Source organism: Clostridium sp. D5, from assembly GCF_000190355.1.
GTDB classification, from domain to species: domain Bacteria; phylum Bacillota; class Clostridia; order Lachnospirales; family Lachnospiraceae; genus Faecalicatena; species Faecalicatena fissicatena_A.
The window spans coordinates 94,844-107,637 of sequence record NZ_GL870811.1; the positions used below are offsets into that span (position 1 = coordinate 94,844).

General features: G+C 44.6%; 10 protein-coding genes. 9 read left to right on the forward strand and 1 reads right to left on the reverse strand.

Going from position 1 to position 12,794, the window contains the following annotated elements:
• The first annotated feature begins 123 nt into the window (after positions 1–123).
• The 8 genes from HMPREF0240_RS08785 (at position 124) to HMPREF0240_RS08820 (ending at position 9,512) form a co-directional block, all read left to right on the forward strand.
• The gene (locus HMPREF0240_RS08785) at positions 124–795 is read left to right on the forward strand and encodes a vitamin B12 dependent-methionine synthase activation domain-containing protein (protein WP_035312937.1); all 672 of its coding nucleotides are present in this window, start codon (positions 124–126) and stop codon (positions 793–795) included.
• 666 nt (positions 796–1,461) lie between these two features.
• On the forward strand, positions 1,462–2,430 hold the full coding sequence (locus HMPREF0240_RS08790; RefSeq protein WP_050794513.1) for an Rpn family recombination-promoting nuclease/putative transposase: 969 nt from the start codon (positions 1,462–1,464) through the stop codon (positions 2,428–2,430).
• A gap of 329 nt (positions 2,431–2,759) precedes the next feature.
• A complete protein-coding gene (locus HMPREF0240_RS08795; RefSeq protein ID WP_009003085.1) occupies positions 2,760–4,316 on the forward strand; it encodes an ABC-F family ATP-binding cassette domain-containing protein in 1,557 nt (518 codons plus the stop codon).
• 630 nt (positions 4,317–4,946) lie between these two features.
• A complete protein-coding gene (gene larB / locus HMPREF0240_RS08800) occupies positions 4,947–5,693 on the forward strand; it encodes a nickel pincer cofactor biosynthesis protein LarB (protein ID WP_009003086.1) in 747 nt (248 codons plus the stop codon).
• Positions 5,690–7,087 carry a nickel pincer cofactor biosynthesis protein LarC gene (larC, locus tag HMPREF0240_RS08805; protein ID WP_009003087.1) on the forward strand — a complete coding sequence of 466 codons (1,398 nt, stop codon included), beginning with the start codon at positions 5,690–5,692 and terminating at the stop codon, positions 7,085–7,087. The genes larB and larC overlap by 4 nt, the downstream gene beginning before the upstream one ends.
• On the forward strand, positions 7,074–7,937 hold the full coding sequence (larE, locus tag HMPREF0240_RS08810; RefSeq protein WP_242833319.1) for an ATP-dependent sacrificial sulfur transferase LarE: 864 nt from the start codon (positions 7,074–7,076) through the stop codon (positions 7,935–7,937). Before larC ends, larE begins: the two co-directional genes overlap by 14 nt.
• A gap of 1 nt (position 7,938) precedes the next feature.
• The gene (locus HMPREF0240_RS08815) at positions 7,939–8,322 is read left to right on the forward strand and encodes a MerR family transcriptional regulator (RefSeq protein ID WP_009003089.1); all 384 of its coding nucleotides are present in this window, start codon (positions 7,939–7,941) and stop codon (positions 8,320–8,322) included.
• Positions 8,323–8,522: 200 nt separating this feature from the next.
• Positions 8,523–9,512, forward strand: coding sequence for a GDSL-type esterase/lipase family protein (locus tag HMPREF0240_RS08820; protein ID WP_148486317.1), 990 nt, complete (start codon positions 8,523–8,525; stop codon positions 9,510–9,512).
• 22 nt (positions 9,513–9,534) lie between these two features.
• Here HMPREF0240_RS08820 and HMPREF0240_RS08825 read toward each other — a convergent pair whose 3' ends face one another.
• On the reverse strand, positions 9,535–10,386 hold the full coding sequence (locus HMPREF0240_RS08825) for an AraC family transcriptional regulator (RefSeq protein ID WP_009003091.1): 852 nt from the start codon (positions 10,384–10,386) through the stop codon (positions 9,535–9,537).
• A 230-nt stretch (positions 10,387–10,616) separates the two neighbouring features.
• On the opposite strand from HMPREF0240_RS08825, the gene HMPREF0240_RS08830 reads away from it, so the two are divergent.
• Positions 10,617–11,861: a hypothetical protein gene (locus tag HMPREF0240_RS08830; RefSeq protein WP_009003092.1), complete on the forward strand. Its 1,245-nt coding sequence runs from the start codon at positions 10,617–10,619 to the stop codon at positions 11,859–11,861.
• Positions 11,862–12,794 lie beyond the last annotated feature (933 nt).

Consider the following 12,794-nt stretch of genomic DNA (forward strand, 5'->3'; position numbering starts at 1 on the left):
CAACGAAAAGCAGCCAATGAACCATATACATAAATTATCAAACACGTCCTAATTTTATTTAGGATTTGTGTTAAAATGGGAACAGATAAACCAGTAGAAAACAAAAAACAGGAGGTACTTAAAATGGAACGCTTTATAATGGACGGTTTTCAAATCCAGATTCCGTTAGATGAGCTGACAAAAAGGCTGTGTCTTGCTGATGAAGAAGATGTGGAACTGATGCGGAAGAAACTGGCTGAGGCTCTGGCAATTGCATGCCCCAAGGCTCTGTACAGAATATGCAAGGTGAACGGGATAGAAGACGATACTGTTCAGATTGAGGGAAAGGAATTCCATAGTAAGGTTCTTGCTGCGCGTCTGAAAGATGTACATCATGTATTTGCCTATGTTGTAACGTGCGGAACAGAAGTGGATGAGTGGAGCCGTAAGGAAAAAGACTACATAGTCAATCTATGGCTGGATATTTTAAAGGAGATGATTCTGGGGGAAGCCCGGATACAATTTCAGACAGCTTTATGTGAACGCTATGGGATTCCAAAACTATCTTCCATGGGTCCCGGTTCAGGGAATCTGGATACCTGGCCCATTGCCCAGCAAAGACCGCTGTTCGAATTGCTGGAAAATGTGACCGAAGACACGGGAGTCGTACTGACGGCCAGTTATCTGATGCATCCTACGAAATCAGTGTCTGGTGTTTTGTTTCCTTCGGATAAAGAATTTGTGACCTGCTCTTTGTGTAAACGAACGAACTGCCAGAACAGGCGGGAGCCATATAAGGAGCATACAGATATTTAAATAGAAGCTCTGTTAAATGAAAGCGGAGGTGTTACTAACTATTCGGTAAATGAAATTCTATTCTTTTGCTTAAAAGCCTGCTCAATAATAAGTGTATCGATAGGCCTATACTAAGAAAAAGAACATAATTCTATAAATCGTCAGATAGAGAGATTCCTTTCTATCTCTGGCAAAAGTTTTTGGAGCAGTGCCTAGTACATCGTCTAATAATTAACTGCCACTTAAGCAGACCTAAATTTTCGATAGCACTGCTCCCCAAGCCTCAGCGTAGCCCACTACGCCTGCGTTTGTGAAGCAGCACTCTCAAAAATTTATCTCAGCTTAAGAGTCAGTTACTTATTTTACGATGTACTAGTACATCCAAAAACTGTATTAGAGCATATAATGTGCGTATTTATAGATATTTTATTTGTAACAAAATAAAAAATATGATAAAGTAAACATACCCAGAAAACAATCATGGGGGTACATTTCAAACATTCTTTATATTCATTAACAGATGAGATTATCAATCTCATTCTTTCAGGCAGATTCGCCGGATAATTCATGTTTGAAAAAGAAAAATATAAAAAAGTAACAGGAAGGTGATACGTATTGGAAGAGTGATACTTGTCGATGGTATCAAGCGTTTTCAACGGAGAAAGACTGACAAGGAGAAAATTGAATATGGGGAAAAATAATGTATATATGAAACACTGGCTCTCAGATAAGGGACGCTTCGCTGATTTAATAAACGGTTCTCTTTATCAGGGAAGGCAGGTCTTTACAGCAGAAAATATATCGCTTGAAGATGGGGACCAGGGGCTGGTCCTTAAGAAAACAGATGGGAAAGAAATTGCGGTTCAGAGATACCGCGACATTATGATGAGAGCGGTTGACGGCACAAGGATTGTGGTGCTGGCGTGTGAGAACCAGGATGAGATTCATTATGCTATGCCTGTGCGGGAGATGCTGTATGATGCCTTGAGCTATGTGGATCAGGTCAATGCCCTGCGGAAAAATCACAGGGAAAAGAAGGATATAAAAGAATCAGCCGAGTTTATTTCCGGGATGAAAAAGATGGATTTATTGTCGCCTGTCTTGAATATTGTTTTTTATTATGGAGAAGATGAATGGGACGGGAGCCTGGATTTGCATGGACTTCTGGGACTGGATCGGATAGACTACAGAATGCTGAAAAAATATGTGCCAAATTACAGGATTAACCTGATAGATCCAAAGAAACTGGAAAACCTGGAGTGTTTTCAAACAGATTTACAGATCATATTCGGCATGTTAAAATATAGAAAAAACAAAGAGGGAATGAGAAGCTATGTGCAGAATAACAGATCATATTTTGCACAGGTTGATCAGGATTCTTATAATGCCGTTCGTGCAATGTTGGGATCAGAACAGCATTTGAAAGCAGTAAAGGCGAAAGCGGGAGGTACTGTGAATATGTGTAAAGCATTGGAAGATTTATATCAGGATGGCGTAGAAGAAGGAATTGAAAAGGGAATTAAAGTAATGGTGCAGGATTATTTGGAAGAAGGATATTGTAAGGAAAAAATTCTGGATAAGCTGACAAAGGGCTTCTCATTGAATCAGGAAGAGTCCCGGAGGTATTATGAGAGGTTTGCTAAGTCCGTAAGATAGTGGACAGTCCAGGGAACGTAATAGTTATTAACATTAAGAAGAATTCATTTATACCTTAAATGCTTCCTTTTTGTTTTGGAGTTCCCCGGCGAAAATATTAGGATAAATAATCCGGATAAATAATCCGAAAAAATAATCATAGATTCATGTTGAGTTCGATCCGCTTTACATATATAATGGATAGACGGGTTTTGGGGTGAGGGCAAAATAATATACCTGATAGCACCCCGTAATTCATGCCCAGCGGGTGGGTCTGCAGTTATATTGCAGAAGTGCATGTTGCCTGGGATATGAACCGGATTCATTAGGAATTGTAAAGGAGATTTTGTATGAGTATCTTAAATGTTGAGCATCTTTCGCATGGGTTTGGGGATCGTGCTATTTTTCAGGATGTTTCATTCCGACTGCTCCGGGGCGAGCATATTGGTCTGATTGGGGCAAATGGGGAAGGCAAATCTACATTTTTAAATATTGTGATTGGAAAACTTCGGCCGGATGAAGGAAAGGTTGAGTGGGCAAAGGATATCAGAGTTGGCTATCTGGATCAGCATACGGTCCTGGAAAAGGGAATGACGGTTCGGGATGTCCTGAAGACGGCATTTTCTTATCTCTTTGAGCTGGAGGAGAAGATGAATCAAATCTGTGACAGCCTGGGAGAGGCGGATGCGGATGAGATGGAGCGTCTGATGGAGGAGCTGGGAACGATTCAAGATACGCTGACACTGCATGATTTTTATGTCATTGACGCCAAAGTGGAAGAAGTGGCGCGTGCCCTTGGATTGCTGGAGCTGGGACTGGAGCGGGATGTAACGGAGCTGAGCGGCGGACAGAGGACCAGGATTCTGCTTGGGAAACTGCTGCTGGAAAAACCTGACATTCTGCTGCTGGACGAGCCGACAAACTATTTGGATGAGGAGCATATCAACTGGCTGAAACGGTATCTGACTGAGTATGAGAATGCGTTTATACTGATTTCACATGATATTCCGTTTCTGGATGAAGTAGTCAATATTATTTATCATATGGAGAATCAGAGTCTGGACCGTTATGTGGGAAATTATGAGGACTTCCAGAGAGTTTATGAGGTGAAAAAGTCTCAGCTGGAGGCTGCATACAAGAGGCAGCAGCAGGAGATCAGCCAGCTGAAAGATTTTGTCGCACGTAATAAGGCGAGGGTTTCCACAAGGAATATGGCAATGTCCCGCCAGAAAAAGCTGGATAAAATGGATGTTATAGAGCTGGCAGCAGAACGTCCGAAGCCGGAATTTCATTTTAAACAGGGGCGCACACCGGGAAAATATATATTTGAAACAAAAGATTTTGTGATTGGATATGATGAGCCATTATCAAAACCGCTGGATATTTCCCTGGAGAGAGGGCAGAAGATTGCGCTGACCGGTGCCAATGGGATTGGTAAGACAACGTTGATCCGTAGTATTATGGGACTTGTGAAACCGCTGAAGGGAAGCTGTGAACTGGGTGAAAATCTATCTGTCGGGTATTTTGAACAGGAAGGGGACGGGAACAACAGGACAACTTGTATCGAAGAGATCTGGAGCGAATTTCCTTCCTTTACCCAGTATGAAGTGCGTTCTGCGCTGGCAAAATGCGGCCTGACTACGAAGCATATAGAGAGCCAGGTCCGGGTTCTGAGCGGCGGGGAGCAGGCAAAGGTGCGTCTGTGCAAACTGATCAACCGGGAGAACAATGTGCTGATGCTCGATGAGCCGACCAACCACCTGGATGTGGAGGCAAAGGAGGCGCTGAAAGAGGCGCTGAAGGAATACAGAGGGACAATCCTGCTGATCTGCCATGAACCCGAATTCTATCAGGATATCGTCCAGGAAGTCTGGGACTGCACCCGTTGGACGACTCGGGTAGTTTGAGGGGGCGGAGGGACGCCTTCCTGAAATGCTAAGCGGGATGCCCCGGGACAAAAGAGGATGGTTTCTGGATGCGTAGAGTCCGCACCTAGAAACCATCCTCTTTTGTCCCGGGGCATCCCGCTTAGCATTTCAGGAAGGCTGGGCGCATCCGGACGGAGGGGAACAAGAGGTGAAAGCGTCGACGGGAAAGGGGGATGGAACCGTGATAGGGTGAGCATGGAGGTATAAAGGTATAAATAGACTGATTTTATTCGCTATGTAAAAGGATATTTTTCTTTGTCTCTCATTCCATTCTCATGAACATTTTCCGGTTTGTCCACTTTCTCACTAGATAACTTAGTTATGATTATTTTGTAATTATATGGAATGTTTTACGAATGATTTATATATTTTACGAAAGGTTCAGAAAGGTTCAGGAGAAAGTCTTGACTTGTAGTTAACTCCAGATGGTATTCTTTATATAGTGCGATTGCTATAAATACTATTCTGTTTTCAGCAGGGGTATAATTGAAATATATGCAGGGACAGAATGTTTTGAGAAAGTGGTATTATTTATGATAGAAAATAACAATTATGCATAAAAACAGTTATAATAGATAAGGACAGTAATTATGGACGGAGGAGAGAATGATGGATGCTCATGAAATGTTGGAAAAAGTGAAAAGCGGGGAGGTGTCTGTGGAGGAGGCAGAGCAGTATTTTCGCCGCGAACCCTTTGAGGAACTGGGGTATGCCAAACTGGATACTCACAGGAAGCTGCGCTCTGGATTTCCGGAGGTAATATTCTGCAGCGGTAAGGCTACGGAACATCTGCTTCATATTTATCAGAAACTATACGGGGAAGAGGGGGAGGTGTTCGGTACCAGAGCTACAGCTGAACAGTATGAGGTACTGAAGAAAACGCTTCCTGAACTTGAGTATGATCCGATTTCCCGGATTATGAAAATAGAGAACAAACAGAAGGAACATGTGGGCAAAATCGCCGTATGCACTGCAGGTACAGCAGATATTCCTGTGGCAGAAGAGGCGGCACAGACAGCAGAGTATTTTGGGAGTTTTGTAGAACGGATATATGATGTGGGTGTCAGCGGCATTCACCGGCTGATGTCCCGTCTGGATGTGATTCAGAGCGCAAATTGCGTGGTTGCCGTGGCAGGCATGGAAGGGGCTCTGGCCAGTGTTATGGGCGGTCTTGTGGACAAGCCGGTAATTGCCGTTCCTACATCTGTAGGATATGGAGCCAATTTTCATGGGCTGTCAGCCCTTTTAACAATGATTAATTCCTGTGCAAATGGAATCGCTGTTGTCAATATTGATAATGGATATGGAGCAGGTTATATCGCTACACAAATTAACAGACTGGGGGGAAAGAAATGAGCCGGGAATTATATTTAGAATGTGCGTCAGGAATCAGCGGGGATATGTTTACAGCAGCCATGCTGGATCTGGGAGCAGATCAGGAAGTGCTTAGAAAAGCACTTGACAGTCTGAACTTGCCTGGATATCAGGTAAAAATCAGCAGAGTCTCAAAAAGCGGTTTAGATGCCTGCGATTTTTCAGTACTTCTGGATGCAGAGCATGAAAATCACGATCACGATATGGAATATCTGCATGGCAGGGATGAGGAACCTCATACTCATGAATCCGGCTGTAAAATGAGCCGCAGTCATGAGCACAGCTGCATAAATGGAGGCGAACATAATCACAGCCATATGCATGAGGACGAACATAATCATAGCCATATACATATAGAAGAACACGGACATGAACACAGCCATGCAAATGGACATTCACATCAGCATAGTCATGAACACAGAGGACTGGCGGATGTAATGGTGATTATAAAGAACGCTGAGATTACTGAGGGTGCCAGAAAGACAGCGGTGCGTATTTTTGAGATTCTGGCGGAGGCCGAGTCAAAAGCCCATGGTGTGTCCATCGATCAGGTGCACTTTCATGAGGTTGGTGCTGTGGATTCCATCGTTGATATTGTTGCTGCTGCAGTATGTCTGGACAATCTGGATATTGAGGAGGTTGTGGTTCCTGTTCTGAATGAAGGAACCGGTTTTGTCCGTTGTCAGCACGGTATGATACCTGTCCCGGTCCCGGCTGTTTTGGCAATCGTGCAGAAACATGAACTGACGCTTCATATCAATCATATGGAAGGCGAATTTGTAACTCCGACCGGAGCGGCGATTGTAGCTGCAATTAGAACAAAAGATAAACTTCCTGAGAAGTTTACAATTCTGAAAACCGGTATGGGGGCAGGGAAAAGAACTTATGAGAGGCCAAGCCTGCTCCGTGCTATGCTGATTCAGGAGACGGAGACTGATAAAGACTGGATGTATAAGTTGGAGAGCAACATAGATGACTGTTCGGGGGAGGCATTAGCCTATGTAATGCAGAGGCTTCTGGAAGAAGGGGCCAGAGATGCGTATTTTACCCCGATTTATATGAAAAAGAACCGCCCTGCCCAGCAGCTCAATGTTATCTGTGCAGAAGCGGATATCGAAAAGCTGGAAGAGATTATCTTTATGGAAACAACGACGATTGGAATCCGCAGGGTGAAGATGAAGCGTACGCTCTTAAAGCGCGAACAAAAAGAAGTTACGACCTCTCTCGGAAAAGCATCTGTCAAAATATGCACGCTTCCATCGGGCAAAAGAATTTATCCCGAGTATGACAGCGTGGCTGCACTGAGCCGGGAAAAAGGTATGTCATGGCAGGAGGTATACCGGCTGATCGTGAGGGAATGCGATGGAAATGTATAAGGAAGTACAGGAAGAAGATGCGATATATGATAAGAAGCGTAAAGTTCTGCTGACACTGATGGAGGATTATTGCAAAGAGGATATTGCCGTTGCATTTTCCGGTGGAGCGGACAGCAGCCTGCTTCTTAAACTAGCCTGCGAGTGTGCCAAAAAGCAGGGAAAGAATGTATATGCTATGACAATTCAAACGGAACTGCATACACTGGAAGATTTAAATATTGCTGAAAAAGTAGCTAAAGAAACTGGTTCGTTTCACGAGGTGCTTTATGTAGATGAACTTGAAGAAGCGGGAATTGAGATGAATCCTGTGAATAGATGTTATCTCTGTAAAAAACTGCTGTTCACAAAAATACGTGAAAAAGCCTTACAGAGGGGAATTAGCAGAATACTGGAAGGGACGAACGCCGACGACCTTACAATGTACCGTCCTGGTATTCAGGCAATCCGGGAGCTGAGAATCGGAAGTCCGCTGGCGGAGGCAGAAATGACAAAAGCAGAGGTACGCAGACTGGCCGCAGAGTTCGGCATTTCGGTGGCAGAACGTCCGGCGGCACCATGTATGGCAACACGTTTTCCGTATGGAACAAGGCTGGACAGAGAGAAAATGAAAGCGGCAGAACTGGGAGAAAACTATATCCGGTCACTGGGATTTTATAACGTACGGCTGCGTGTACAGGATAACCTTGCCCGGATTGAGGTTGACCAGGATTCATTGGGGCAGGTGCTGGTGCATCGTGAAGAGATTACAGGGCACTTGAAAAAGCTGGGGTATCAGTATGTCGCACTGGATTTGGAAGGATTCCGTTCCGGCAGTATGGATGAGATCCATAACAAAAAAGGAGACAGGTAAGATGACGATTGCAGAAGTGAGTAAAAGATATGATATCACGGCAGATACGCTCAGATATTATGAGCGGATCGGGTTGATACCGCCGGTGCCGAGAACGAAGGGCGGGATCAGGAATTACGATGAGGACTCCTGCCGCTGGATTGAACTGATGAAATGTATGCGCAAGGCGGGAGTTCAGATTGAGGCTTTGATCGAGTATGTAGCCCTGTTCCGAAAAGGGGACGAAACAATTGAGGCCAGAAAAACAATTCTTGTGGAGCAGCGCAGCCAGCTGATGGACAGGATGGCCGAGATGCAGGAATCGCTGGACCGGCTGAACGACAAAATAGAACGATATGAAACCGGTCTGATGAAAGCGGAGGCACTGTTGAAAATTTCTGAATAAGGACAGCTCTGAGGAACTGCGGCTGCGCCCCGGCATACAAGATAGGATTTCGCTTGCGAAACTCGCGCCAGCGGCGGTCGCAATAATGTTAATTAAGGGCTGTTATGTTCACTTATTATAAAATTTGAACGGATCTTGTAGTTTCTTTACTCTTTTTACGGTGTTAAAGTAAAAGCACAGTGGAAGAGGAGGAAAACAGCATGATATTCAAAAATATGGAATTCCATAATGTGGAAGAAATCATAGAATGTGAGAAGGGGTATGCGATGCAGCGTATTCCTTCTTTTGTTTCGGAAAAATTAAATGAAGGTGCAAGAGACAGGTCCTGTCGTTTTACGTCGGGGGTGGAGATCCGGTTCAGGATGCGCAGCGATTCTGTAAAGATCACATTGAGTGCAGATAAAGACCCGGAAGCTCAGACTGCGCTCCTTTTTTATGGTTCTTTTCAGGGTGGATGGCAGCACTCTTGTGCAGCGCTTGGAGAAGACGGTACAACAATTGAAATCACAAAAGCTGAGAATATAGAAGTCCTGAAAAAGATTACAGAGAAAAGAAAGCTGCCTTTTGATCCTGAAGTGGTAAGGATCATACTGCCATATGGAACCTGTTATTTTAAAGAAATCAGTGGGGATGTGGAACCTCCGCAAAAATCGGACCTTCCGCAAAAGACATATCTTGCCTATGGCTCATCTATTACCCATGGCAGCCTCGCACTGATACAGCCCTGTTCCTATCCTTTTCAGATCGCCCGCAGGCTGGGGACCGATTATCTGAATCTGGGCTTTGCAGGAACTGCATTCCTGGAGCGGGAGATGGCAGAATATATTGTATCCCGGAAAGACTGGGATTTTGCGTCTGTGGAGCTGGGGGTCAATATGATAGATAGCAGGTTTACCAGTGATTTGTTCGAAAAGAGAGCCGGAGACTTTATTAAAGTGCTGGCTGCGGATTCAAGGAATATATACTGTACAAATATCTTTGGAAATAATTTAATAAATCAGGAAAACATTAAAGTTTACAGGAAAATTGTTGAGAACTATGCATCAGAGCATCTGATTTTTACGGATGGACTGAAATTATTAGACCGTGAGGATTATATATCGGAGGATCTGGTTCACCCTACGCTGGAGGGCATTATGGAGGTTGCGAAGAACTGGTCACGTATTATGATGGAAAAAGTTCCTCAGTAAGGAACAGGAATGCAGGCAGCCATTATTTCGAATAGTATCTGTATTCTGTTGGTGTCACACCGACTTCTTTTTTAAAGGTGGTACAGAAACTGTGTTCGCTGTGAAAGCCGCAGCTGAAACCTATATTTTTGACGGATTCATGGCTGCTTTTCAGATAAAATTTTGCAAGATTGATACGTGATATCAGGATATATCGATAAGGGGTATATCCTGTTTCTTCTTTAAACTTTCTTGTGAAATAGAACGGACTCAGAGATACATGGGCGGCAAGTGTATTCAGAGAAATATCCTCGTCCAGATGGCGGTGAATATATTTCAGCGATATGTCCATAAAGTCAGAGGCAGCATTCTGTCTTTCGCGCCGCTCTTTCGAGAGCCCGAGCAGAGTGAGCAGCTGAGAGATATCCTGAGAAATCAGCAGCTCATTCATACTGTCCTTTTTTAAAAGCGTTTCATATAAACGCCTCCAGGTATTCTCGAATTGGGCGGGATTTTCCAAAAGCATATGAACGAAAGGCATATCCCCTTTTAGATATTCGAAAAAGGCACGGCTGTTTCCACTGTCAAAATGAATCCATTTCAGCTCCCAGGCTTCAGAGGACTGATAGAGATGGGGACGGTAACAATCAATGAGACATACCTCTCCGGGAAGCAGTTCCCTGGTGATTCCGTCCGCTTTGATCAGACCCTTGCCCCCTTTTGTATAGAGGAGCAGAAAACTATCGTAGCTGCGTCTGTCTACTTTATACCTGGAGTCACAGTAAAAATGCCCCATACAGAGAGGAAAATAGAGAAATTCAGGAATACAGTTAGTGGGAGTGTGGAAAAAGATAGTGGAATTGTCTGAAACGCCGCTGCTTAATGAATGATTCATATGCCCCGCCTTTCTAAAATAACAGCAATGTAATATTTTGTAAAGTTTCGATAATTATAGGGGCAGTTTTAAAAATTGTCAAGCACTTAAAGAGCAATATTTTGATATAAATAGGCAAAGAAATCTAATGCCGGGCGAGTGGGGGAAGTGTAAGATAAGAATGTAATGATGATAGTTCAATTGTTCCGGAATAAAGAATACCGGCAGTGAATAAGAAAAGGAGAAACAGAATGGAAAGATATAAAATCAATTCAGAAGATCGTGAAATTATAAGGGAACTGGCTAAGAAACAATACGAATACTCTCAGGCAGATAAAAATAAAAAGAGAATCCAGGAATGGACGGATCACAACTCACTTCAGGGAAAACGTCCCATGATTCATCTGGAAATGTGGACATTTGCACAGGAAATTATTCCGCAGCGTCTGCAGTGCAAAGGGGAATTTGCACGGGAAGTGGAAACAAATCTATACTGCAATTTTTTGAACCAGGAGCTGTTTGATGATGACCGCGTAACGCCGGACTATTATCCGCTGACATATGATACTCATTTCACCTTATTCAATATTCCGATCGAAAAACACAACAGTGTTGGTTCCCTGGGCCATGAATTCGTATCAGTCGTAGAAGACCTTGAGGATGATTACGAAAAACTGAAAGCAACAGACTACGGTGTGAATATAGAATCAACCATGTTGAAAAAAAGTGCCCTGGAGGAATCATTTGGGGATATCCTGCCGGTAAAACTACAGATGGATTGTCTGTACAGCGTACCGACACAGATGATTGTCCATTTTATGAAGATGGAAAATATGATGTTCAATATATACGACTATCCGGAGCTTTTCAAAGAAATGATGAATCGGATTGCAGACGATACACTTGCTTATTATCGAATGCTGGAGGAAAAGCATCTGATTCTGCCGACAGTCGCAGGAGAAGGACTGGGACAGGGCAGCTGGTGCTACAACCACGAACTGCCTGGTGAGGACGTGGCAAAAATCCGTCCTCTGACAACACGGGATGTATGGGGATTCATGGATTCACAGGAAACAGTGGGCCTGTCCCCGGAAATGTTCGAAGAGTTTATTTTTCCCTGTTACAAGAAGATATCCGAACAGTACGGCCTTCTTTCCTACGGATGCTGTGAACCGGTGGATCCGATCTGGGAAAACTGCATTTCTAAGCTGGAAAACCTGAGAAAAGTATCCATCTCCCCATGGTGCAACGAAGAATACATGGGAGAGCGGCTCAAAGGCAGCAAAACAATCTTCCACCGGAAACCCTCTCCGAATTACCTGGGGGTAGGAACCGTGCTGGATGAAGAAGCGGTACGCGAAAGTATACGCAAAACCCTGAAGGCATCCGAGGGGTGTAAACTGGAAATAACACAGCGGGACGTATATACAATAAATAACGATACAACAAAAGCCAAACGCTATGTGGATATTATTAAAGCGGAGGTGGGGATTTAGGAGGGGGAGGTCGCCTGTGCGGACCGTGTCTCCTGCCGCAGCGGGAAACTTCCATGCCCCTTTTTCGCTGCGGTCCGTTTGCTAAGTGCCACTAGATAAAAACCACACCGGATTGGGAGACACCGGCGGCATTCACCGTGCAATTCTGATGAATTGCGCGGCTCAGGCCGCCTTAAATGCTGCTTCGGAAGCAGCATTTAGCCTCCCAATCCGGTGTGGTTTTTATCAAGTGGCACTATAGCGCACTCTATGCAGCTGAAAAAGGGGCATGGAAGTTTCCCGCTGCGGCAGGAGACACGGTCCGCACAGGCTGGACGCATCCAATGGGGAGGGGCGCTGTTATGGAGAGCGTTTTCGGGAGCGGCGGATGGGTGCGGCGACTCGGCAGATAACCTTACCATATCAATAAGACATACGTGCAGACGATACAAATCCGCTGCTTCCGTTCCGGAATTCCCGCAGGGAATGACTTTCCTCCCGATCTGATGAACCCAGCGAAGTGAAAGGTGAGGCGGGGAAGCTCCGGGATGTGTGTGCCATTTCTAAATCCGTAGAGTGTGCGTTAGAACCCGTTAGAGAAAAAACAGGGAACTTGGAGGGCGGGATTTGATTTACAAAATCAAATCCCGTTGCCGCCGGCGGCGCGAATGCATCGGCATTCGGGCCAACTGCGGCAAGCACCCTCCAAGTTCCCTGTTTTTTCTCTTACGGGTTCTTCGCAAACGGACAGGATATAGAAATGGCACACACATCCCGGAGCTTCCCCGCCTCACCTTTCACTTCGCGTCCCCCATCCGTTCACTCCCAAAGTTCGTTCCCTGATTCCGTCCTGATTTTGTACTTTTTGTGCGGTATTTTTTTACTTTACGGGGTGTTGGGAAGACGTTATGCTTAGTAAGGGTAAAGGAGGCATTTTTATGATGGAATATAAAG